Here is a 23282-nt window from a genome sequence, read left to right on the forward strand (position 1 = left end):
ACCGGGTCGCGACGGGCGCGCACTAGCCTGCGGCCATGGCTACCAGATCACCCGTCACGGTCGGACGGGGCGCCGAAACGGCCCTGCTGGAGAGGTTCCTGACGCACTGTCGGGAATCGGAGGGCGTGCCGGACCCGAGCGCCGCGACGGACACCACCGGTCCGAACCCGAGCACCGGTCCGGACCCGGACGCCCGGGCCGTGCTCGTGCTGGGCGAGGCCGGGATCGGCAAGTCCCGGCTGGCCGGGGAGTGCGCCCGGCGGGCCGGCGCGCTGGGGTTGGCGGTGCTGCGCGGCCGGGGCAGTGCGAGCACGGCGGCGGCGCCGTTCCGTCCGCTGGCGGAGGCGCTGAGTTCGCACCTGCGCCGGACGGGCCCGCCGCAGGACGCGGAGCTGCTGCCGTACCGGGCGGCACTGTCCCCGGTGGTGCCGGAGTGGCGGACCGGCGAGGAGCGGGGCCGGCCGGAGCAGGTGACCGAGCTGGCGGAGGGGCTGCTGCGACTGCTGGCCGCGATCGGGCGGGAGGCCGGCTGCCTGCTGGTGCTGGAGGACGTGCACGACGCGGACCCCGGGACGCTGGCGGTGCTGGAGTACCTGATCGACAACCTGGCGGGGCTCCCGGTGCTGCTGATGGCGACGCTGCGGCCGGAGCCGGGCGCGGCGTTCGAGCTGTCGCAGGCGGCGGAGCGGCGGCGGGTCGCCACCGTGCTGCCGCTCGGGCCGCTGGACGGTGCGGAGTTGGGCGAGCTGGCGGCCGCCTGCCTGGGGGTGCCGGTGGACGCGGTGCCGGCGGGCGTGGTGGCCCGGCTGGCCGAGGTGGGCGGCGGAAACCCTTACCTGGTGGAGGAGTTGCTGGCCGACATGGTCGGCGGCGGCGCGCTGCGGCCGGAGGGCCAGGGCTGGCGGGTGGTCGGGGACCTGGCCGCGACCGTCCCGGCGGGGGTGGTCCGGGCGTACGCCGGGCGGGCGGCCCGACTCGCGCCCGCGACCCGGGAGTTGGTGGTGCTGGCGGCGCTGCTCGGCCCCCGGTTCACCGTCGACACCCTGCACCTGGTGACGGGGCGGACCGAGCGGCGGCTGTTCGCCGAGCTGCGCGAGCTGGTCGAGGCGGACCTGGTGGTCTCGGACCTCACGGTGCCCGACGGGTACGCGTTCCGGCACGCCCTGGTCGGGGAGGCGCTGGCGGCCGGTCTGCCCGCCGCCGAACGGGCCTCCGTGGCGCGCCGGGCCGCCGCCGCGCTGTGCCGGAACGGGCCGCGCGGCAGCAGTACCGCGAAGGGCGCGCGGCCGCCCGCCCCGGGGAGCACCGAGCGGCAGCACCTCGCCGCCCGCCTGCTGGAGGTGGCCGGGGACCCGGCGGGGGCGGCGCTGCTGCACGCCGGGGCGGGGCGGCGGGCGCTGGAGGCCGGGGCCGCGGGGGTGGCGGTGGAGCTGCTGGAGCGGGCGCACCGGCTGGCGGCGGGGCCGGACCGGGCCGGGGTCGCGGAGTCGCTGGTGCGGGCGGCGGCCGAGGCGGGGCGGCTGGACCGGGCGCTGGAACTGCTGGGCGCGCTGCCGACGGCGGGGGCGGCCGCGCCGAGCGTCGAGTGCCGGGCCGACCTGCACGCCCGGCTGGCCTGGGCGGCGCTGATGGCGGGGCGCAGCGCGGAGGGGGCCGAACAGCTGGCGGCGGCAGAGGAGTTGCTGGGCGACCGGCCGGAGCCGGCCCAGCGCGCGGCGCTGGCGGTGGCCCGGGGGCACCTGGCGCTGCAGCCGGGCCGGGCGGAGCTGCTGCCGGGGACGGAGCGGCGGGCGCTGCTGGCCGCCGAGTTCGCCCAGCAGGTGGGGCTACCGGAACTGGCTTGCAAGGCTTGGCAGTTGCTGGCGATGCTGGCCCGGGAGCGGGGGTTCGACGAGGCCGACGGGTGTCTGGCCCGGATGCTGGCGGTGGCCGAGTCGAGCGGGCTGCCGCACTGGCGGTTCGAGGCGCTGGTGCGGCTGGGCGCGAACGCGTTCATGCGCCGGGGCGAGGCCCGCATCCTGGAGGAGGCGCTCGCCGCCGCACGGGAGTTGGGGTCGCCGGGCCGGGAGCACCGGGCCGAGTCGCTGCTGGCGATGTACGCGGTGCTGACGGGCGATCCGGAGCGGGCCGAGGAGATCGTGGCGCGCTGCCTGGACGCCACCGGCCGGATGCGCGACCTCGCCTCGCACCAGTACCTGCTGCTGACGGCGGCGACGCTGGCCGGGCACCGGGGGCGGGCGAAGGAGATGGAGGAGCGGCTGCTGGCCTTCGAACGGGCGGGCGGCGGACGGTCGTTCCTGGTGCCGATGATGCTGGGGCTGTGCCGGGCGGTGTGCGCGCTGCTGCGCGAGGACCGGCCGCTGGCCGAGGCCGAGCTGGCGGCCGCGGCGGAGTGGGAGCGGGGCCATCCGAACGTCTTCTACCTGACCGGCCGGTACGGCCTGCGGCCGCTGCTGGACGTGCTGGCGGGCCGGGCCGGGCGGGAGCGGTACGCGGAGGTGGCGGCGATGCCGGCGGCGGAACTGGCCTGGAACCGCCAGTTCCTGGTGGCGGCGGACGCGGTGCTGCTGGGCCGGGAGGGGCGGCCGGCGGAGGCCGAGCTCGCGGTCGCGGAGCTGGTGCGCGGTCAGGACCTGTTCCCCACCGGGGGACGGCTGGCGCTGCGGCTGGTGGCGGAGGCGGCGCTGGCGGACGGCTGGGGCGACCCGGTGGGGTGGCTGCGCGGCGCGGAGGAGTACTTCCACGCGCTGGGGGCGGCCGCGCCGGCGGGCGCGTGCCGGGCGCTGCTGCGCCGCAGCGGCGCCACCGTCGTGCAGCGGCGCAGCGGCCGGGAGCGCATTCCGGAGGCGGTCCGGGCCCGGGGGGTGACGCTGCGGGAGTACGAGGTGTTCGCGCTGCTGGTCGACCGGCCGGGGAACCGGGAGATCGCCGAACGGCTGGTGATCTCGCCCCGGACGGTGGAGAAGCACCTGGCGAGCCTGCTGCGCAAGACGGGCCTGCCGGACCGGGCCGCGCTGCACCGGCTGTCCGCCGAGCTGGCGGCCGAACGGGAGGCGTGAGGGGGCGGCACGGACGGAGAGGGGACGGCACGGACGGAGGCAGGTGGCGCGGGCAGGGGCGGGAGGGCTCGGTGCGGGGGGTGGGAAACATGGGGGACGGCGGCGCGGAACATGGGGAGTTCTCCGCCATGTCCACGATCACCGGCTGCTGTTGACTGTGCCTGCCGATCGGCACGGCCCCTTTCCCCGTGGACGCAGCGGTGCGTCCACCACCCCTTGAGGAGTGATCGGAATGAGCGTTCTCAAGCTCCAGAACCTGCAGCCCCGGGTGACCCCGGCCAAGGCCGGCATCGTCAGCGTGACCAGCAGCTCCAGCGACTGCTGCAAGACCACCACCAAGCCGGGCACCAACTGATGCCCCGGGCCCGGGCGGTGGCGCCGTGCTCCTGTCCGGGTCCGACCGGTCCGTCGTCAGCGCACCCCCTCGTGAAGGAGTGATCAGGATGAGCGTGCTCAAGCTCCAGAACCTGCAGCCCCGCGTGACCCCGGCCAAGGCCGGCATCGTCAGCCTGACCAGCAGCTCCAGCGACTGCTGCAAGTCTCCGTCGAAGCCGCCGACCGGCGCCTGACCCCTGGGCCCGGGCGGGGCGCCGCAGCCTCGTTCGGACCCTCCGGCACCACCCCCTCGCACCCCTCGTGAAGGAGAGACCAGGATGAGCGTTCTCAAGCTCCAGAACCTGCAGCCCCGGGTGACCCCGGCCAAGGCCGGCGTCGTCAGCCTGACCAGCAGCTCCAGCAACTGCTGCAAGGAGCCCGAGAAGCCGGGCACCAACTGACGTCCGGGGCCCGGGCGGGGGCGCGAGCCGCTCCCGCCCGGGCCCTGCCGTTCCCCCGGCCGCGCCGCGGCGGGCAACCCCGACGCCCCGCGGCGGACGATCCCAGACAGAGGCGGACATGCGCGACGAACGATGGGTCCACCGGTTCCTGTTCACCTGGAACGACACGCTGTTCTTCGACCCGCTGGACGTGTACTACGAACCGCGGGCCGACCACTTCCTGTCCGCGCTGGACGAGCGGCAGCGGGCCCGGTTCGTCCGCAGCGGGATCTGGTGGAGCCACCGGCACGACCCGGAGCTGCCCGCGCAGGGCTGGAAGATCCACGTCTCGGCGAACCACCGCGAGGTGCGCGAGGTGGCGGCCCTGGTGGTGGACCACCTGACCGCGCGCGGCAGCGACTTCAAGATCGCGCTGGACCTGAACATCTTCGAGATGCTCAACTCGAAGGGCATGGCGCGCGGCAGCGGCGGCAAGCTGGTGACGGTCTACCCGCGCGACGAGGACGACTTCCGCGTCCTGCTGGCCGAGCTCGCCGAGCTGCTGGACGGCCGCGAGGGCCCCTACGTGCTGTCGGACGTGCGCTACCGGGACTCGAAGTCGCTGTACTTCCGCTACGGCCAGTTCCTGCGCACCCACCGGCTCGACGTGCTGGGGCGGCAGGTCCCGCAGATCGCCGGGCCGGACGGCCCGACCGCCGACGACCGGGAGCCCGGCTTCGCCCAACCCTCCTGGCAGTCCTGGCCGTTCGACGACTGGAAGCCGGTCGAGGAGGACGCGGCCGAGGGCGGGGCGGAGGACGACGGGCTGCTCGGCGGCCGGTTCCGGGTGACCGGCGCCATCCAGTTCTCCAACTCCGGCGGGGTGTACACCGCCGCGGACACCGCGGACGGCGACCGGGAGGTCGTCCTCAAGGAGGCCCGCCCGCACACCAATCCGAACACCCGCCGGGGCCACGACGCGACGGACATCCTCGACCGGGAGTGGACCTTCCTGAACCGGCTGGCCGGCTCCGGGTGCTTCGCCGAGCCGATCGCCCGCTTCGACGCCTGGGAACACCGGTTCATCGCGCAGGAGTTCGTGTCGGGCACCGACATCCGCTCGGTGCTGCTGGAGCGCAACCCGCTGGCCCGGCCGCTGATCACCGCCGAGGGGGCCCGGGAGTTCCTGCGGATCTTCCTGGCCGTGCTGGGCGGCCTGTCCCGCGCCGTCGGGGCCGCCCACGAACGCGGCGTGGTGCTCGGCGACCTCTCGCCCTCGAACCTGCTGGTCGACCCGGACACCTTCCACGTCACCGTGATCGACCTGGAGGCCTGCCGGCTCGCCGACCCCCAGGATGCCGACGGGGACCGGGAGTTGGCGCAGCCCGTGGAGCTGTACACGCCCGGCTTCAGCCACTCCGAGGACCGCTCGGGCCCGCCCGGTCCGGCCGACGACCTGCGCGCCCTGGCGAACACCATGGCCTACTTCGTCTTCCCGATCGCGGCGATGTCCTACCTGCGGCCGGACGTGCTCGGCCTGTTCCGGACCTTCACCGACGCGCTCGGCTGGCCGCCGGAGGTGCACGGCCTGCTGACCGACCTGGCGCGGGGCCGGGCCGCCCTCCCCGAGGTCTTCGCACTGGTCGACCGGACCGACGAACTCCTGCGCACGGTCAAGGTGGTGGAACCGGGGCCGGTGGTCGAGTCGGCGCTCGGGCTGGCCGCCGTCGAGTCCGGCGTGGCCGCCTTCGCCGAGGCCGCCGCCGACCCCGACCGGGCGACGCTGTTCCCCACCGACCCGTTCGCGCACGTCACCAACCCGCTCAGCCTCGGCTTCGGGGCGAGCGGCGTGCTGTGGGCGCTGCACGCCTCCGGCGTCCCCGTCCGGCCGCAGTGGCGGCAGTGGCTGGGCGAGCAGCTGGCCGGCCTGGACCCGGCGGCGTACCCCGACGGCCTGATGAACGGCCTGGCCGGGATCGCCTGGACCGCCGACACCCTCGGATTCCCGGACCGGGCCCGGGAGTTGCTGGAGCTGGCGAACCGGCGCGGCCCGGCGGTCGGCGACCACACCTTCTACTACGGCCTGGCCGGACTCGGCCTCACCGACCTGCGCTTCCACCTGCGGCACGGCGGCCGGGACCACTTGGCCGCGGCCGTCCGGTGCGCGCGGGCACTGTACGACAGCGTCGAACGCGAGGGCCGACACGCCTTCTGGCGCAACGAGTTCTCCCCCGACCGGCCGCTCACCGGGCTCGGCTTCGGCCAGGCCGGCGTCGCACTGTTCCTGCTCCGGATGCACCAGGTCACCGGCGAGCAGCACTACCGGGAACTCGGACGCGCCGCGCTGGACTGGGAGTTGGACCACACCACACTGCTCGACGAGGGCGTGGTGATGTTCGACCACCAGGGCACGCTGGAGCCGTACGTGGAGGTCGGCTCGGCGGGCGTGGCCCAGGTCCTGCTGCGCTACGGCGACCTGGACGCCGCCCGGCAGGTGCTGCGCGCCGTGCGGATCGGCCAGAGCGTGCTGCCCGGCTACGGGTTCGGCATGTCCGGGATCGCCGACGCCATGCTGGACGCCGCCGCGTTCACCGGCGACACCTCCTACCGGGACACCGCGCTGCGCCAACTCGACTTCGTCCGACGGGTGTTCCTGTTCGAACCGGCCGAGCGCTTCGGGATGCCGCGCCGGGACGGGGTGGTGCCGCTGGGCGTGCCCGGCGAGGGGCTGCTGCGCTGCTCCACCGACTACCTGACCGGCTCGGCCGGGGTGCTGCGGGTGCTGCACCGCGCCAACTCCGGTGGCACCGCCGACTTCCTGCTCGACGAAGTCGTGGCCGGAGGTGCGCGGTGAAGGAGTTGTGGCAGCTGCTGCGCGGGCACCGGGCCCGGTTCGGGCTGATCGTGGCGGCCGTCGCCGTCACCGGCGGCGCCGAGGCCGTGCTGCACCCGCTGCTGCTGAAGGCGCTGTTCGACCAGGCGATCCTGGCCGGAAACTTCCGGCGCTTCCTGCTGCTGGGCGCCGGCTACCTGCTGCTCGGCCTGACCTTGAACGCCCTCGGCTACTGGGTGGCCTGCGGGCGCAAGCGGTTCGAGAACGCGCTGGTGCTGGAACTCGAACTGGAGCTGCTGGACCGCTCCCTGGGCCTGGACGGGCGGCAGCTGTCCGAGGCCGGGCACGCCTCCTACGTCAGCCGGGTCCACCACGACGTCCACGAGGGCGTGCTGCCGGCCGTGGACGTCGTGGTGCGGATCGCCCGGCAGGCGGTGTCCTCCACCGCCTTCCTCGGCGTGCTGCTCTACCTGTCCTGGCAGGCCAGCCTGATCCTGCTGGTGATCGTGCCGCCGCTGGTAGTGGCCAGCAACGCCGTCGCCCGGCGGATCGCCGACAACACCGAGGCCGAGCGGGAGGCCGAGGCGCAGTACATCAACCGGCTGACCCGCACCCTGGAGGCCTTCCACGCGCTGCGCGGCCTGCGGCTGCTGCTGCCCGGCACCCGGACCGCCAACCGCGAGGCGCTGCACGGCTACCTGGGCATCACCTTCGTCAACTACCGCCTGGCGCAACGGCAGAGCACGCTCAGCGACCTGGTGATGAACCTGTCCGACACCGCGTCGATGGTGATCGGGGCGTACTTCGTCTTCCTCGGCCGGATGACCTTCGGCAGCTTCCTGGCCTTCGTCAACACGCTCTGGCGGGCCGTCACCGGGATCTTCGACCTGATCAACCTGATCCCGCTGGCCCGCCGCAGCGGCGCCGTGCTGCGGCGGATCGAGGCGCTGCGCGGCTCCCGGCCGGCCGAGTACCACGCGCAGGCGCCCGCGGTGGCGGTGCACGGCGCCCGGGTCCGCTACGGCGAGGACAGCACGGTGGCGCTGGAGGACTTCACCCTCGGCGCGGGCGAGCACGTCCTGCTGCGCGGCCCGAACGGCTGCGGCAAGACCACTCTGCTGCACGTGCTGTCCGGCACGCTGGCGCCCGACAGCGGCCTGGTCACCCTCCCCGCCCGGGTGGCGGGCCTGACCGCGCCGGTGCACCTGCCGCCGCTGCCGGTGCGCGAGCTGGTCGGCGACCCGGAGCTGCGCACCGCGCTCGAACTCGACGCCCTCGCCGGGCAGTTCCCCGCCGACCTGTCCTCCGGCCAGCGCCAGCGGGTCGGCATCGCCGCCCTGCTCTGCGAGGACGCCGACCTGTACCTCGCCGACGAGCCGTTCGCCAACCTCGACGAGGACGGCCGCACCCTGGTCCTGCACGCCCTCAAGGCCCGCACCGCGGGCCGGGGCCTGCTGGTGGTCCACCACGGCGACGACCACCTGGACGCCGACTTCGACCGGGTGGTGACCCTGGCCCGCACCGCCGTCCCGTCCTGACGACCCGTCAGGCCCCGGGCGCGGGCGCGGCGGTGGGCACGGTGGTGGGTGCGGGGGCGGTGGTGGCGCGGATCACCAGTTCGGGGTCGAAGAGGAGTTCGCCGGTGGGGGTGTCGCGGTTGCCGACCAGGGCGAGGACGCTGCGGCCGACCTCCAGGGCGAGGCGGTCGGCGGGCTGGCGGACGGTGGTCAGCGGCGGGTCGGTGAACTCGGTGATCATCGACCCGTCGTAGCCGACCACCGACACCTCCTCGGGCACCGCCCGGCCCAGCCGCCGCACGCCGCGGATCACGCCGAGCGCCATCCAGTCGCTGGCGGCGACGATCGCGGTGGCCCCGAGGCCGAGCAGCGCGCCCGCCGCGGCCTGGCCGCCCTCCACGGTGTAGGACTGGCGGACCACCAGCCGTTCGGCGTCGGGGATGCCGCGCCGGGCCATCGAGTCCAGGAAACCCCGCACCCGCCGGTCGGCGGGATGGTTGCCGGCCGGGCCGGAGACCATCCCGATCGCCCGGTGCCCGAGCCGGTGCAGGTGGTCGACGGCGAGTTCGGCGGCCAGCCGGTCGTCGGTGGAGAACACCGGCACCGGCACCCCGTCGGCGAACTCGCCGTTCACCCCGACATAGGGGATGCGGCGCGAGCGCAGCAGCTCGTAGATCTCGGTGTCCGCGCCGTCCACCGTGTTCGAGGCGGACAGGAACACCACCGCCGCGATGCCCTTGTCGATGATCGCGGAGATGTACTCGCGCTCCTGCACGCCACCCGCGAAGGCCGGGCACAGGATCGTCTTCAGGCCGTGCGGGGCGAGCGCCGACTCGATCCGCTCCGCGACGTCGGCGAAGAACGGATTGGAGACGTGCTCGGTGATCACCGCGACCAGCTGGCCCTCCACGGCGCGCTCGTAGCCGAGCTCGGCCATCGCCTGCTCGACCGCGTCGCGGGTCTTCTTCGCCACGCCCTGCCGACGGTTGATCACCCGGCTGACGGTCGCCTCGCTGACCCCGGCGTGCGCGGCGATCTCCACGATCCCGATCTTCATGCCCTGATCCCGCTCTTCATGCCCTCATCCTCGCCGCTCGGCCGGCCGCACGGCCGGACCGGACCGGAGCCGCGACGCCCGCCGCCCTGCGCGGGCACCGGGGCCGGGACGGTCCGAATCCGCTCGATCATACGGCGCGCGGCCCCGGCGCCCGTGCGGGGCGGCGGGGCCGGTCGCGGTCCTGACGGCGGGTCAGCCTCCCGGACGGTGCGGGGGCCGGGGGGCGGCGTCCCCGTCCGGGGTCTCCCAGGAGTCGGCGCGGGCGGCGGGCGGCCCGGCCGGGCGGCGCGGCGGGCGGCGGGCCAGCACCCGGCGGCTGCCCCAGAAGAACCCGGCGATCAGCAGGGCGGTGATGATCAGCGCGGGGATGATCACGACCAGCAGCGGCGGCCCGCCGGACTCCGCCGCCAGCGGGAGCGGGTGGACGTTCATGGTGGTCTCCCTCCGGAAGGACGGACTCGGAACGCGGCCGGTGCCGCGCGGCGGGCCCGGCCGGAGGGGGGTGGGCCGACCGGGCGCGCCGTGACCGCCGTCTACCCGGCTCCCCCGACCTCATGCCCCCCGCGTGCCCCCGCGTCCCGATCGGCCGGGCGGAGGCGTTCGTGGGGCGGCCGAACGGCGGCGTTCCCGGGCGGATGCTCGGCCGTTCGTGGGCGGGCGCGCGCCGATGATCTTGTCCTGCGGTCCGCGGGTGCCAAGGATGGGGTGATGATGCCCCAGCGGAACGAGCGGCCGCACCACCAGCCCCGGGTCGCGGACGGCGCGCGCAACCTCCGGCACGCGGCCCTGGAGGTCTGGCGGCACGGGCGGGACATCGAGCTGCTCCAGCGCTCCTTCGCGTTCGCGGCGCTGTTCTTCGTCACGCTGGTGCCGCTGCTGATCGTCATCGCGGCGGCGCTCCCGGCCAGCGGCCCGGGCATCGCGGAGTGGATCACCACCGCGCTCGGCCTGGACGGGCGGGGCGGCGAGGCGGTGCGCGGGCTGTTCGCCTCGCGCGGGCAGGTGCTCAGCACCACCACGGCGTTCGGCTTGGCCGCGCTCGCGGTCTTCGGGATCTCGCTGATGTCGGCCGTCCAGAGCGGCTACGAGCGGGTCTGGCGGCTGGACCGCGGCCCGTGGCACTCGGTGTGGCGGCAGACGCTGGCACTGGCCGCGCTGGTCGGCTACATCGTGCTGGCCGCCTGGATCGGCTCCCCCTGGCGCGGCACCCCGCTGCAACCGGCCCTGGGCATCACGGTCGACAGCGTCGGCGGCATCCTGCTGTTCTGGGGCCTACAACGCCTCCTGCTGGCCGGCCGGGTCCCGGGCCGCCGCCTGCTCCCGGGCGCGGTCGCCACCATGGCCGCCCTGGTCGGGCTGCGTGTCTTCTCCCGCCTGGTCTTCGCCCCCCTGCTGGTCTCCAACGCGGTCTCCTACGGCACCGTCGGCACCGTCCTGGTGGTCCAGTCCTGGCTGGTCGGCGTCGGCTACACGGTCTACGCGGGCCCCCTGCTCGGCCGCGCCCTCACCGACGACGCGTGGCTGGCCGACCGGGCCCGCCGCGCCTGATCCCCGCCACACCGCCACACCCCTGACGGCGCGTCACTCCGGGCGCTTCCCTTAGTGGCCACTGAGGGTCCGGACGAGCTTGCGCTGGATGCCCCGGAGGGTCCGGAGGGTGGCCGCGTCGTCGAGTCCCGTGGTCGTCTGCCACTCGACGCCCGAGCCGACCAGGTCGCTGACGAAGACGATCTCCGCCGCCAGCAGGATCCGCGCCCAGTCGGCCGGCCGGAGCGGGATGTCGTCGGCCAGGGCCCCGCTCAGCGCCCCGCACCGGTCGAGCAGGTCCCGGGCGTCCGCGAAGCCCATGCCGAAGGCGAGTTGGTCGCTGCAGCGCGCCGGCCCGCCCCACTCGTGCAGAGCCCGCCGCAGCAGGTCGACCTCCCCCTCGTCCAGGAGCGCGCCCGGCCGCACCGCCTGCTCGGGCGTCCGCTGCGGGGCAGTCATGCCGCCGCTCCCCGGTCGGTGGGGCGCAGGCCCTCCAGGAGGGTGGCGAGGTAGCGGTGGGCGGTGGTGAGGCGGGCGGGGAGGGGGCCGCCGTGGACGGCGACGGCGTGGGCGAGGCCGCAGACCAGGGGGACGAGGTCGGGGGCGGTGAGGTCGGGGCGGACGGCTCCGGCCCGGTGGGCCCGCTGGAGCAGGGTGGTGCCGACCGTGCGGAGGGCGGTCTTGAGTTCGGTGGTGCGCGGGAGGGCGTCCGTGGCGGCGGCGGCGACCGGGGGCAGGGCGGCGTCGGTGACCTGGGCTTCGAGGACCCGGGCCAGGAAGCCGCTCAGGGCGCGCCAGGGGTCGGGGTCGGCCAGGGCGCGCCGGCCGTGCTCGACCAGGTCCTCCAGGCAGGGGGTGGCGACGGTCTCCAGCAGTGCCTCGGGGGTGGCGAAGTGCCGGTAGACCGTGCCGACCCCGAGGCCCGCCCGGCGGGCGACGTCGTTGAGCTGCAACGCCGTTCCCCCGTCGACCAGTTCGCGGGCGACGGCGACGATCCGCTCCCAGTTGCGGGCGGCGTCCTTGCGCAGCGGTGCGGTCGTCATGCGGCGGGGGTCCAGGTCGCTCGTACGGGTGTCGGGGACTGCCGCCCGATCATACGGCCCGGACCCCCGCCGCCCGTCACCCTGCCGCCACGGGGGCGTGGAGCTCGCCGAGGCGGCGGACCGCCGCGGCGAGGCGCGGGTCGGTGGCGGCGCGGAACGGGGCGACCGGCTCCGCCCGGGGGCCGATGACCAGGCCGGTGCGGCCCTCCAGGGCGGCGTCGGTGGCGGCGGCGATCGAGGACCGGGCGGCCGCCGACGCCGGGCCGGAGGTGGAGCGTGCGAACCGGCGGCGCACCAGCGGCCACAGCAGTCGCAGTGCCGGGGAGACGATCCGCGGGTCGGTCATGGTGCCGTCGGTCATCCCGGTGGCGGCGCCGCCGGGGTCGGCGGCGAACACCGAGACGCCGGTGCCGTCCAGCCGGGCGGCCAGCTCCAGCGTGTACGCCAGGTTGGCGAGCTTGGCCCGGCCGTAGTGGTGGAAGCCGTAGTAGCCGCCGGGCGGCTCGACGCCGTCGAACACCCGCTTGGCGACGCCGACCGCGCCCGAGGTCACGTTCACGATCCGGCTCGGCGCCCCCGCGGTGAGGGTGGGCAGCAGCAGTTCGGTCAGCAGGTACGGCGAGAGGTGGTTGACCACGAAGGACGCCTCGACGCCGTCCAGGGTCCGCCGCCGGGGGAACATCGCGCCGACGTTGTTGACCAGGACGGTCAGCGGCTCCCCCGAGGCGGCGTGCTCGGCGGCGAGCCGGCCGGCCAGTGCGCGGACCCGGTCCAGCGAGCCGAGGTCGGCGGCCAGGAACCGCGCCGGCCCGGCCGCCGCGCCCGCGTCGATCCGCTCGACCGCCCGGGCTCCGCGCTCCGCGTCCCGCCCGACCACGGTGACCGCGTACCCGGCCGCGGCCAGTCCGATCGCCGTCTCCAGGCCGATCCCGCCCGTACCGCCCGTGACCACGGCCGTCTTCGTCATGTGCCCTCCCGCAGCAAGAAACGGATGATGTATCCGCATGACTGGACGTTAGCACATACGGATGACCCATCCGTTTCTTCGGCTCCCGGCGGGCCTACTGCATGGCCTCCCGGTGCGGGTGCTCGAAGGAGGCCGGGCAGCGGTGGAGTTGGAGGTGGTAGCCCCGGCCGATCAGGACGCCGAGGTCCCGGTCGGGGCCGGTGTCCTCGACCGGGTCCCAGCTGTTGCCGTCACGGATGCCGCCGGAGGCGATCGTCAGGAGCGGGACCATCGCCGTCCCACAGGCGGCGCAGCCGAGGGGCTCGGGGTCGCGGAAGCTCCAGGGGCCCCAGCCGCCGAGCTTCCAGCCGGGGGCGACCGAGAGCTCCTCCTGGTAGGAGTGCCGGGTCAGGCCGGGGTACGCGTGCTCGCAGTGGTCGGCGACCCGCTGCCGGAGGCTGGGGTCGAGCTCCAGCGGGGCCGGGTACTCGGTGACCTCCTCCGGGTGGAGCAGGCACGGCTCGGGGAGGTACTGGCCGTAGTGGGAGAGGTCCGCGGGCTCCGGCGGGGCGGCGAGCGGGCGGTCGACCGCCGCCGAGGAGCGCCACACCGGGCGGGCGGTGGGCATCCACTCCGGGTCGTGGTCCAGCGGGCACCAGAGCACCTGGAGCAGGTCGGTGCCGTCCGGGCGCGGCAGCGCGGGGACGTCGCGGGCGTACAGCTGGACGACGGGGAGCATCGCGTTCGGCCCGGGGCTCCACGGGTGGCCGTCGTAGGTGGCGTCCAGGGCGGCGTTCCGTTCCGGGCCGGGTTCCACCTTCCAGAGCTCCCGCCGCCGCCGGAGGTCGGCGAGCGAGACCGGCAGGTCGCCGCCCTCGTCCTGCTCGGGGTGCGGACCGGCGCAGACCGGCCACGGCTCGTCGGCGGGCCAGAGCAGCGGACCGCCGACCGAGCTGTCGTGGACGGTCGGCGCGCCGGGGCGCGGGTGCAGGCGGACGGCCCTGGCGGGGCGAGTTCGGGGAAGGCCGCGGCGATGTCCACCGGGCGCGGCGGGGTGGTGCGGGTCATCGGGGTTCTCCCGTCGACGGAGGGCGGGTCCGTGGACCCTACCCCCCGGCGCCGACGGCCCGTCAGTCTCCTTCCGGGTAGTGGCAGGCGGCGGTGTGGTCGACGCCGGGTGCGGCGGCCTCGGGCAGCGGGGTCTCGGTGGCGCAGCGCTCGCGGCGTTCGGGGGCGAGGGCGGCGTGCACGGGGCAGCGGGCCCGGAAGGGGCAGCCGGTGTGGCGGACGGTCGGGGACGGCGGGTCGCCGGCCAGCAGCAGGCGGGGGCGGGCCCGTTCGGCGGCGGGGTCGGGGAGCGGGACGGCGGCGAGCAGGGCCCGGGTGTAGGGGTGGCGGGGGCGGGCGAAGACCCGGTCGACGGTGCCGGTCTCGACGGTCCGGCCGAGGTACATGACGCTGATCCGGTCGGCCAGGTGCCGGACCACGGACAGGTCGTGGGAGACGAACAGGTAGGACAGGCCGAGTTCGGCCTTGAGCTGCTGGAGCAGGTTGAGCACCCCGGCCTGGACGGAGACGTCGAGCGCGGAGACGGGTTCGTCCAGGACCAGCAGGTCGGGGCGGACGGCGAGGGCGCGGGCGATCGAGATCCGCTGGCGCTGGCCGCCGGAGAACTCGTGCGGGTAGCGGTCGGCGTGCGCCGGGTCCAGACCGACCTGGCGGAGCAGTTCGGGGACCCGGCCGCGCGCCTCGGCCCCGGAGACGCGCTGGGCGAGCAGCGGTTCGGCGATCACGTCGCCGACCGGCATCCGCGGGTCGAGCGAGGCGGCCGGGTCCTGGAAGACGATCTGCAGCCGGGAGCGCAGCCCGTGCACGGCGGCCCGGTCGAGGGTGGCGGTGTCCCGGCCGAGGAGTTCGATCCGGCCGCCCTGGGGCGCGGCCAGCCGCAGGATCTCGTACAGGGTGGTGGACTTGCCGGAGCCGGACTCCCCCACCAGGCCGAGCGTCTCGCCGCGCCGGAGGTCGAGGTCGACGCCGTCGACGGCGTGGGTCTCGCCGATCCGGCGGCGCAGCAGCCCGCCGCCGTGCCGGGGGAAGCTCTTGGTCAGGCCCCGGACGGTCAGCACGCTCTCGCGCTGCTCGCGCGGCGGGGCGTCGGCGGCCGGGACGGCGGGCACCGGGTAGACCTCGGCGGGCCGGGGCCGGGTGGCGGCCAGGTGCTCGGCGCGGACGCAGGCGGCGAGGTGGGCGTCGGCACCGGCCAGCGGCGGTTCGGCGGTGCGGCAGCGGTCCTCGACGAGTGGGCAGCGGTCGGCGAACGGGCAGCCGGGGCCGGTGAGTTCACCGGCGGCGGGCGGGCGGCCGGGGATCGGGACGAGCGGTCCGCCGCGCCCGTCGAGCCGGGGGACGGCGCCGATCAGGCCGAGGGTGTAGGGGTGGCGGGGCGCGGCGAAGAGTTCGTCCACGGGGGCGGTCTCGACGATCCGTCCGGCGTACATGACGGCGACCCGGTCGGCGCTGCCCGCGATCACCCCGAGGTCGTGGCTGACCAGGACGAGCGCGGCGCCGGTCTCGCGCTGGGCGGTCCGCAGCACGTCGAGGACCTGGGCCTGGATGGTGACGTCGAGGGCGGTGGTGGGTTCGTCGGCGAGCAGGACGTCCGGGTCGTTGGCGACGGCCATCGCGATCATGGCGCGCTGCCGCATGCCGCCGGAGAACTCGTGCGGGTAGGCGTCCAGGGCGCGGGCCGGGTCGGGGATGCCGACCAGGTCGAGCAGGTCGGCGGCGCGCTTGCGGGCGGCCGACCTGCCGGTGTCCTGGTGGATCAGGATCGCCTCGGCGATCTGGTCGCCGATCCGGTGGACGGGGGTGAACGCGGACAGTGGGTCCTGGAACACCATGGCGATCCGGCGGCCCCGGACGGCGGCGAGCTGCCGGGAGGGCAGGCCGACGAGTTCGCGGCCGTCGAGGGTGACGGAGCCGCCGATCCGGGCGGTGCCGGGGAGCAGCCCGAGGACGGCGAGCGCGGTGACGGACTTGCCGGAGCCGGACTCCCCCACCAGGCCGAGGGTCTCGCCGCGCCGCAGGTCGAGGTCGACGCCGCGGACGGCCGGGTGGTCGCCGAAGTCGACGGTCAGGCCGCGGACGGCGAGCAGGGTGTCGGTGGCGGTGGCGGTCATGTGCTGCTCCGGCGCGGGGAGTTGGCGGTGGATCGGCGGCTGCGGCGACTGCGGTCCCGGCGGCCGCGGCGCGGGCGGCGGGCGGCCTCGGCGGTCGGGTCGAGGGCGTCGCGCAGGCCGTCGCCGACCAGGTTGACGGCGAGCACGAACAGCACCAGCAGTCCGGCGGCGAAGTAGAACAGCCAGGGGAACACCGGGGCGTCGGAGGCGCCGGCCGCGAGCAGGGTGCCGAGCGAGACGTCGGGCGGGCGGACGCCGAAGCCGAAGTAGGAGAGCGCGGCCTCGCTCATCACGGCGCCGCCGACGGTGATGGTGGCGTCGATGATCAGGAACGAGGAGACGTTCGGCAGGACGTGCCGCCAGATGATCCGGAACGGGCCGACGCCCATGAACCGGGCGGCGGCGACGAATTCGCGCTCGCGCAGCGAGCGGGTCATCGAGCGGACCACCCGGGCGGTGATCATCCAGTTGAAGACGGCGAGCAGCAGGACGAAGGCGATCCAGCCGGTGCCGCGCAGCCGGGGCGAGATCACGGCGATCACCAGGAAGGCCGGGAAGATCAGCAGCAGGTCGACCAGGAAGGTCAGCGCGCGGTCGGTCCAGCCGCCGAAGTACCCGGCGCAGGCGCCGACCAGCGAGGCGAGGCCGGTGGAGAGCACCGCCACCAGCAGCCCGATCACCAGGGACTTCTGCAGGCCCCGGACGGTCTGTGCGAACACGTCCTGCCCGAGCCCGTTGGTCCCGAACCAGTGGGCGGCGGACGGCGGTTGGCGCAGGCTGGTGTAGTCGGGCACGGCGTAGTCCCAGGGCGTCAGCCAGGGCCCGAGGAAGGCCAGCAGGAACAGCAGCACCAGCACCACCACTCCCACCACCGCCCCCCGCGAGGCCCGCACCCGCCCCACCGCCAACCGCAACCGCCCCCGCGGCGCGACCGAGGAGACGCTCAACGCCTGTGCGCCGGAAGCGACTTCGACACTTTTCCGGTCCGCACCGGACAGCGGTTCGGCGGTCATGCGGTTCTCACCCGGGGGTCGAGGGCGGCGTGCAGGGCGTCGGCGAGGAAGCCGGCCGCGAGGACGAGGACGGCGGCGAAGAGGTTGACGGCGACCACGGAGTTGACGTCCTGTTCGTTGACGGCCTGGATGAACCACTCGCCCATGCCGTGCCAGCCGAAGATGGTCTCGGTGAAGGCGGCGCCGGTGAACAGGCCGAGGAAGGCGTAGGCGAACATCGTGGTCATCGGGATGATCGCGGTGCGCAGCCCGTGCTTGACCAGGGCGCGGCCCCGGGTGAGGCCCTTGGCCTCGGCGGTGCGCAGGTAGTCCGCGCCGAGCACGTCGAGCATGGTGGCGCGCTGGTAGCGGCTGTAGGTGGCGAGTCCGCCGAGCGCCAGCGAGAGGGTGGGCAGCAGCAGGTGCAGCGACCAGTCGGCGAGGTGGGCGCCGACGCCGCCGGCCAGGTTGGGGGTCTCGTAGCCGGTGAACGGGACCACCTCGTGCCCGGCCGCGTCCTTGGCGGCGATCGCGCCGTTCTTGAGCAGCAGGGCGAGCAGGAACACCGGGGTGGAGAGCAGCACGAACGACAGGATCGTCAACGCCCGGTCGGAGAACCGGTACTGGCGCACCGCGCTCCAGGCCCCGGCGGCGACGCCGAGCAGCATGCCGAGCAGGCTGCCGACCAGCAGCAGGCGGAGCGAGACCCAGATCCGGCGGCCGAACTCGTCGTTGACAGCGGTGTTGTGGATGGTGCGGCCGAGGTCGGCGTGCAGCAGTCCGTCCGCCCAGGTGCCGAAGCGTTCGACCACGGGGGTGCGGTCGTTGAGGTTGAGCGCGGTCAACTGCCGGTCCACGGAGGCGGCGGAGGGGCGCGGCTGCTTGGCCTCGAAGTAGGCGCGGGGGCCGAGCGCGGTGCTGGTGAGCGCGTAGGACAGGAACACCGCGGCGATCAGCAGCACGGCGTAGTAGCCGAGCCGTTTGGCGAGGTACCCGGTCACGGCCTGCCTCCGGTGTGGTTCGCACACCTGCGGAACATGGTCATTTGCCTTCGTTAGAGCGGACTTTGACGCACTGGTGCGCAGCAGTTGTACGCCACCCCGGACGGTCCGTCCAGCGCCCGCTGCGCCGACGGGTCCGAACGGTCGGACGAACCCGCAGGTCACAGCTGATCAGACGGATACGGACGAGGTGTTGCGGCGGTGTTGCGCCGCGTTTCACTTCGATCAGTTCTGCGCACGACCCCCTGGTGGACGGACTGACGGGCTGTTACGTTCGGCCCGCCGGCACCGACTTGGCTGCCCACCATCAAGTGTCGCCACACCTGGCGGCCGCCACCTCTTCGAGATCCGAGGACTCCCCCGATGCCTTCGACACCCGCCACCCGCCGAATCGGCCGCGCCGCCGCGGCGGCCCTCGCCGCCCTGCTCGCCGCGACCGCCTGCAGCTCCAGCGGCGGTTCGGCGGACGTGGCGAAGACCGTGGCCCCGACCGTCGACGCCGAGGACAACAACCCGCAGCCGCTGGACAACGTCAAGGACGGCGGGGAGCTGCGCTCGCCGCTCCAGCAGTGGATCACCCAGTGGAACCCGTACCAGGTCGACGGCACCTACGGCGACGCGGTCGAGATCATGGGCTACGTCGAGCCCAGACTGTTCCGCTCGGACGCCAAGGGCGTCTACCACGCCGTCCCCGAGTACCTGGCCTCCGCGCAGGTCACCTCGGCCTCGCCGCAGGTGGTGACGTACAAACTCAACCCGAAGGCGGTCTGGTCGGACGGGACGGCGATCGGCGCCCGCGACTTCCAGGCGGTCTGGAAGGCGTCCAACGGCAAGGACCCGGCGTACAACCTGGCCGACTCCTCCGGCTACGAGCAGATCTCCGCCGTCGAGCAGGGCGCCGACCCGAGCGAGGTCAAGGTGACCTTCAGCGAGCCGTACGCGGACTGGCAGAGCCTGTTCAGCCCGCTGCTGCCCGCCTCCGGGATCTCCACCCCGAAGGACTTCAACGAGGGCTGGGTCGAGAAGGTCCCGGTCTTCGGCGGCCCGTACGTGCTGGCCAACGCCGACAAGACCGCGCAGACCATCACCCTGACGCCCAACCCGCGCTGGTGGGGCCCCAAGCCCAAGCTGGACCGGCTCACCTACCGGGTGCTGGACGCCGCCGCGACCACCCAGGCGTTCCTGAACAACGAGATCGACTTCGCCACCGCGGGCTCCGCCGCCACCTACGGCCAGCTCAAGGACGCCAAGGACGGCGTGATCCGGACCGGCACCCCCTGGGACGAGGTGCACATCTCCTTCGGCGGCAACGGCGCGCTCGCCGACCAGAAGGTCCGGCAGGCGCTGGCCAAGGCGCTCGACCGCAACGCCCTGATCAAGATCGCCAACAAGGGCGTGCCGGTGGAGTTCAAGCCGCTGGACAGCCACCTCTACATGACCAACCAGAACGGCTACCGCAACAACTCCGCCGACTGGGCCGCCTACGACCCGGCCACCGCCAAGTCCTGGCTGGACGCCGCCGGCTGGAAGGACGCGGGCGGCACCCGGGCCAAGGACGGACAGCCGCTGGAGCTGCACTACGTGCTCAGCGACGGCTCCAACCAGGCCCAGCAGGACATCGCCTCCGCCGCGCAGAACATGCTCCAGCAGGTCGGCGTCAAGCTCACCCTCGACAAGGTGCCCAGCAAGGAGTACTTCTCCAAGTACATCGACCAGGGCAAGTTCGACCTGGCCAGCTGGCGCAACACCGGCTCCTTCCCGCTGTCGAAGACGGTGCCGATCTACCGCGCCCCGCAGGGCGACAACGTGTTCGGCAACTACTCCAAGCTGAGCACGCCCGAGATCGACACCCTGCTGCGCAAGGCCGCCGCCACCCTCGACCCCGCGCAGGCCGACGAGCTGTACAACCAGGCCGACGCCAAGATCTGGGAGCTCGGCCACACCCTGGAGCTGTACCAGCGCCCCAGCATCGTCGCGGTCCGCAAGGGCCTGGCCAACTACGGCGCCGGCAGCCTCGCCGACACCGTGATCACCTCGGTCGGCTGGCAGAAGTGACCGCCCCGGTCCGCCCCGCGCGCCCCTCGGGCGCGCCGGGGCGGACCGGCAACTCCCCCACTACGTCAGGTACTTGAAGTCCTCGATCGCCTGCAGCGCGGCCTGCCGCATCGCCGCGCTCCCGACGTGCCCGGAGTCGTCGAAGATCTCCAGCCGGGCGTCCGGCCAGCGCTTCGCCAGCTCCCAGGCGGTCTGCACCGGGCTGCCCATGTCGTGCCGCCCGTGCACCAGCCGGCCCGGGATGCCCGCCAACCGGTGCGCGTCGCGCAGCAGTTGGTCCTCCGCCAGCCAGGCGCCGTGGCCGAAGACGTGCGCGCAGATCCGCACGAAGGCGATCCGGGCGTCCTGCTCCCGGTCGCTGTACATGCCCGGGATGCCGTTCGGCTCGTCCGAGATCACCGCGTCCTCCCAGGCCAGCCAGGCGTCGGCGGTCCGGGAGCGCACCGCGCGGTCCGGGTGCTCCATCAACTCGGCGTAGCGGAGCAGGAACGCGTAGATGTCACCCTCCCGGTCGGCCTCCGGGACGAGGGCCGCGAACCGGTCCCAGGCCTCCGGCCGGAACAGCCGGTTGCCCCGGTAGAGCCACTCGGTCTCGGCCCGCCGGGTGGTGGTGACCGCCTGGATGATGATCCCGGTCACCCGCTCCGGGTGCTGCTGCGCGTACGCCAGCAGCAACGTCGAGCCCCAGGACGCGCCGTTCAGCAACCACCGTTCGATGCCCAGGTGTTCGCGCAGCCGCTCGATGTCCTCGATCAGGTGCCGGGTGGTGTTCAGCGCCAGGTCCGCCGCCGAGTCACTGGCGTGCGGCGTGCTGCGCCCGCAGTTGCGCTGGTCGTAGCGGACCAGCCGCCAGTGCTCCGGGTCCCAGGCCCGGGTGGGCCGGTCCGGCGTGCCCGCGCCCGGCCCGCCGTGCACGTACAGGGCGGGCCGGCCTTCGGGGTTGCCGAGTTGTTCGTAGTAGAGGCGGTTCCCGTCGCCGGTGTCGAGGAACCCGGTGTCGTAGGGGCCGGTCGGGGGGTGGAGATCAGCCATGGTCGCCGATCCTAGGTGCCCCCGACCGGCCCCAACCACCGCTTTTCAGGCGGACGGTGACGCCGAATCAGGACGCTTCAGGCGTCCCGCCCCTTCAGGTGCCGGTCGAAGAACCGCACGCCGTCCTCGAGTTCGAACCACGGGATGCCGGTGTGGCCGCCCAGGTTGGCGTGCAGGGTCTTCTGCGTGCTGCCGAAGGCGTCGAACAGGTCGAGGGCGCGCTGCCGCGGGTTGCCCTCGTCGTCCCACTGGAGCAGGAGCAGCAGCGGGACGGTGACCCGCGGGGCCTCCGCGCGCCGGGCCAACGGGACGTAGCCGCCCGCGAAGAAGCCGGCGGCGGCGATCCGCGGCTCCAGCACCGCGAGCCGGATGCCGAGCGCGGCCCAGCCGCCCGAGTAGCCCACCGGCCCCCGGGCGTCCGGGAGTTCGAGCAGGGCGTCCAGCGCGGTCAGCCAGTCCGGGACGGCCCGCTCGACCAGCGGACCGATGAAGGACTCGTAGGCCTCCTCGGTCGGACCACCGGCCTGCATCGCCGCCCGGAACTCGGCCCGGGCCCGATCCTCGGCCGGGGACTTCGCCCGGTCGCCGCACCCGGCGGCGTCGATACTGGCCACCGCGTAGCCGCGCGCGGCGGTGTAGCGGGCCCGCGCCACCAGGCGCGGATCGGCCTTCGGCAGGCCGTTGTTGTGGGACATCAGGATCAGCGGGGCGGGTCCGTCGCCGGGCGTCCACAGGGTGCCCGGGATCTCGCCGAGTCGGAACTCGCGTTCGAGGACGCCGTCCTCGTGCCGCTGCTCGGCGGTGAAGCGGATCTTCTCGGTGTGCTGCGCGTTCCGGATGTGCTGCGCGTTCTCGGTGTGCTGCGCGTTCTGCACGGTCGTGCCTTTCGGGAGGGCTCTGAACGGCGCTCCCGGGCGACCTATCGCCCGACCGTGACCCCGGAGGGGAGCACCCATGTCGTCACTGCGTTCACGGGTACCACCTCCACTGTCTCTCGCACGGCCGAGGGAAAGGTAGCACGGCGCGGGGTCAGGCGGCGGCCGCCGCCCAGCGGAAGCCGTCCAGGTCGGTGTACCCGGCCGCGCCCGCGCCGTCGCCGTGCACGGTGAGCCGGTGGCAGCCGCTGCCCTCCGGGTCGACCCCGAGGTCCTTGGCCAGCGCCTTGCGCCGGTACAGCGCCAGCTTCACCGGGCCGCCCGCCGACTCGAACTCGGCGTAGACCCGGCCGAAGCTCTTCGCCACCGCCAGGCCCTGCCCGACGTAGAACTTCTTCGTCGCCGCGAAGTCCGCCACCCCGATCAGCAGCACGAACTCCTCGATCCGCCGGGTCGCCGGCCCGGTGTCCTTCTTCGCCGAGGTGGCCAGCTTCCAGATCGCCCCGTCCGGCGCCTGCACCACCGCGCCGTACCCCCACAGCGACTTCGCGGCGGGCTTGAGCACGCTCGCGCCGGCGGCGACCGCCGAGGCGAGGAGACTGTCCACGTCGGCGGGCCGGGCCACCGTCAGCGCGAGGGTGAACCCCCGGAAGCCGGTGGAGGGTTCGGCCGCGGCGCGCAGCCGCAACCGGTCCGCGCCGAGCCCGAAGGCGGCGGAGTAGAAGCGGGCGGCGGCCTCGGTGTCGGCCACGTCGAGGGTGAGGGTGTCGATGATTGCCATACCCACGACGGTAGGCCCGCCCCACCGCCCCGGGCTTCTCGATTCCTGACCGCTCCGGCGGCCGGAACCCGCGGGCGGGATTCACGCGGGCGGGGTTCAGCCGTACGCCCGCCCGTCGTCCCGGTGCGCGACGGCGTCGCCCACCAGGCGCCAGGACCGGCTGCGCCGGCTCAGGGTCCGGGCCTCGGGCGCGCTCCGGAGGGCGCCGATCCAGGCGGCGAGGTCGGGCAGGGCGTGCTGCCGCAGGACCCGGCGGGCGAGCGCCCGGCGGGCGGCCGGGAGCGGGGCGACGGAGACCCGCACGCTGGACCACAGGACGGGGTGGATGCCGCCGCCGTGGTTGGAGGAGATCGGCGGAACCCATTCGGCGTGCAGCAGGGTCCCGTCGTCCCAGCAACGGCCGTCGAACGTCAGGTCGACGGCATCCGGCTCCCCCTCGCCGAGAGCCGCGCGGAGGTCGCCGGGGGTGAGCGGCCACGACAGGTCGCGCGGGAGGCCGCGGTTGCGGGCAGGCATGCGCCCGAGGCTGGCACACGGCCGGTGGCCGCGCACGGGGTTTTCGGCGTACCGGGGCCGCTCCCGGCGCGGAGGGGTTCGGCCCGCGCCCGGCCGGCGGGGCGGCGGAGGGGT

At 74.6% G+C, this 23282-nt stretch carries 21 protein-coding genes; 8 read left to right on the forward strand and 13 right to left on the reverse strand.

Features of this window, described 5'->3' with window-relative positions; genetic code table 11:
* Window positions 1-35: 35 nt before the first annotated feature.
* The 6 genes from ACIOHG_RS24640 (at window position 36) to ACIOHG_RS24665 (ending at window position 8185) form a co-directional block, all read left to right on the forward strand.
* Window positions 36-3059, forward strand: coding sequence for an AAA family ATPase (locus ACIOHG_RS24640; RefSeq protein ID WP_400953755.1), 3024 nt, complete (start codon window positions 36-38; stop codon window positions 3057-3059).
* 232 nt (window positions 3060-3291) lie between these two features.
* Entirely contained in the window at window positions 3292-3414 is a 123-nt protein-coding gene (locus ACIOHG_RS24645; protein WP_400953756.1) for a class III lanthipeptide, read from the forward strand.
* Between the two features lie 88 nt (window positions 3415-3502).
* Window positions 3503-3628, forward strand: coding sequence for a class III lanthipeptide (locus ACIOHG_RS24650; RefSeq protein WP_400953757.1), 126 nt, complete (start codon window positions 3503-3505; stop codon window positions 3626-3628).
* 84 nt (window positions 3629-3712) lie between these two features.
* A complete protein-coding gene (locus ACIOHG_RS24655; RefSeq protein WP_400953758.1) occupies window positions 3713-3835 on the forward strand; it encodes a class III lanthipeptide in 123 nt (40 codons plus the stop codon).
* Window positions 3836-3953: 118 nt separating this feature from the next.
* The gene (gene lanKC / locus ACIOHG_RS24660) at window positions 3954-6668 is read left to right on the forward strand and encodes a class III lanthionine synthetase LanKC (protein WP_400953759.1); all 2715 of its coding nucleotides are present in this window, start codon (window positions 3954-3956) and stop codon (window positions 6666-6668) included.
* On the forward strand, window positions 6665-8185 hold the full coding sequence (locus ACIOHG_RS24665; protein WP_400953760.1) for an ATP-binding cassette domain-containing protein: 1521 nt from the start codon (window positions 6665-6667) through the stop codon (window positions 8183-8185). The genes lanKC and ACIOHG_RS24665 overlap by 4 nt, the downstream gene beginning before the upstream one ends.
* Before the next feature lie 7 nt (window positions 8186-8192).
* Here ACIOHG_RS24665 and ACIOHG_RS24670 read toward each other — a convergent pair whose 3' ends face one another.
* Both ACIOHG_RS24670 and ACIOHG_RS24675 read right to left on the reverse strand, forming a co-directional pair.
* On the reverse strand, window positions 8193-9221 hold the full coding sequence (locus ACIOHG_RS24670; protein WP_400953761.1) for a LacI family DNA-binding transcriptional regulator: 1029 nt from the start codon (window positions 9219-9221) through the stop codon (window positions 8193-8195).
* Window positions 9222-9413: 192 nt separating this feature from the next.
* Window positions 9414-9653, reverse strand: coding sequence for a hypothetical protein (locus tag ACIOHG_RS24675; RefSeq protein ID WP_400953762.1), 240 nt, complete (start codon window positions 9651-9653; stop codon window positions 9414-9416).
* A 276-nt stretch (window positions 9654-9929) separates the two neighbouring features.
* Between ACIOHG_RS24675 and ACIOHG_RS24680 the strand changes: the two genes are divergently transcribed.
* Window positions 9930-10769 (forward strand): ribonuclease BN, encoded by an 840-nt coding sequence (locus ACIOHG_RS24680; RefSeq protein ID WP_400953763.1) that lies wholly within the window; start codon window positions 9930-9932, stop codon window positions 10767-10769.
* Between the two features lie 51 nt (window positions 10770-10820).
* On the opposite strand, the gene ACIOHG_RS24685 is transcribed toward ACIOHG_RS24680, so the two are convergent.
* The 7 genes from ACIOHG_RS24685 to ACIOHG_RS24715 form a co-directional block, all read right to left on the reverse strand.
* Window positions 10821-11207 (reverse strand): hypothetical protein, encoded by a 387-nt coding sequence (locus ACIOHG_RS24685; RefSeq protein WP_400953764.1) that lies wholly within the window; start codon window positions 11205-11207, stop codon window positions 10821-10823.
* A complete protein-coding gene (locus ACIOHG_RS24690; protein WP_400953765.1) occupies window positions 11204-11791 on the reverse strand; it encodes a TetR/AcrR family transcriptional regulator in 588 nt (195 codons plus the stop codon). The genes ACIOHG_RS24685 and ACIOHG_RS24690 overlap by 4 nt, the downstream gene beginning before the upstream one ends.
* Window positions 11792-11867: 76 nt before the next feature.
* Complete coding sequence (locus tag ACIOHG_RS24695) at window positions 11868-12758, reverse strand: SDR family NAD(P)-dependent oxidoreductase (RefSeq protein ID WP_400953766.1); 891 nt, start codon at window positions 12756-12758, stop codon at window positions 11868-11870.
* A gap of 94 nt (window positions 12759-12852) precedes the next feature.
* Window positions 12853-13554: a hypothetical protein gene (locus tag ACIOHG_RS24700; protein WP_400953767.1), complete on the reverse strand. Its 702-nt coding sequence runs from the start codon at window positions 13552-13554 to the stop codon at window positions 12853-12855.
* Window positions 13555-13867: 313 nt separating this feature from the next.
* Window positions 13868-15916: a dipeptide ABC transporter ATP-binding protein gene (locus tag ACIOHG_RS24705; protein ID WP_400953768.1), complete on the reverse strand. Its 2049-nt coding sequence runs from the start codon at window positions 15914-15916 to the stop codon at window positions 13868-13870.
* Window positions 15913-16929: an ABC transporter permease gene (locus ACIOHG_RS24710; protein WP_400953769.1), complete on the reverse strand. Its 1017-nt coding sequence runs from the start codon at window positions 16927-16929 to the stop codon at window positions 15913-15915. Before ACIOHG_RS24710 ends, ACIOHG_RS24705 begins: the two co-directional genes overlap by 4 nt.
* A complete protein-coding gene (locus tag ACIOHG_RS24715; RefSeq protein WP_400953770.1) occupies window positions 16926-17909 on the reverse strand; it encodes an ABC transporter permease in 984 nt (327 codons plus the stop codon). The genes ACIOHG_RS24710 and ACIOHG_RS24715 overlap by 4 nt, the downstream gene beginning before the upstream one ends.
* Before the next feature lie 363 nt (window positions 17910-18272).
* Between ACIOHG_RS24715 and ACIOHG_RS24720 the strand changes: the two genes are divergently transcribed.
* A complete protein-coding gene (locus ACIOHG_RS24720; protein WP_400953771.1) occupies window positions 18273-19964 on the forward strand; it encodes an ABC transporter family substrate-binding protein in 1692 nt (563 codons plus the stop codon).
* Window positions 19965-20024: 60 nt separating this feature from the next.
* Here ACIOHG_RS24720 and pip read toward each other — a convergent pair whose 3' ends face one another.
* The 4 genes from pip to ACIOHG_RS24740 form a co-directional block, all read right to left on the reverse strand.
* The gene (pip, locus tag ACIOHG_RS24725; RefSeq protein ID WP_400953772.1) at window positions 20025-20996 is read right to left on the reverse strand and encodes a prolyl aminopeptidase; all 972 of its coding nucleotides are present in this window, start codon (window positions 20994-20996) and stop codon (window positions 20025-20027) included.
* Window positions 20997-21073: 77 nt separating this feature from the next.
* Entirely contained in the window at window positions 21074-21808 is a 735-nt protein-coding gene (locus tag ACIOHG_RS24730; RefSeq protein ID WP_400953847.1) for a dienelactone hydrolase family protein, read from the reverse strand.
* A 217-nt stretch (window positions 21809-22025) separates the two neighbouring features.
* A complete protein-coding gene (locus ACIOHG_RS24735) occupies window positions 22026-22652 on the reverse strand; it encodes a VOC family protein (RefSeq protein WP_400953773.1) in 627 nt (208 codons plus the stop codon).
* 96 nt (window positions 22653-22748) lie between these two features.
* On the reverse strand, window positions 22749-23168 hold the full coding sequence (locus tag ACIOHG_RS24740; RefSeq protein ID WP_400953774.1) for a hypothetical protein: 420 nt from the start codon (window positions 23166-23168) through the stop codon (window positions 22749-22751).
* Between the last annotated feature and the right edge of the window lie 114 nt (window positions 23169-23282).

The organism is Kitasatospora sp. NPDC088134 (assembly GCF_044741705.1).
Lineage (GTDB): Bacteria > Actinomycetota > Actinomycetes > Streptomycetales > Streptomycetaceae > Kitasatospora.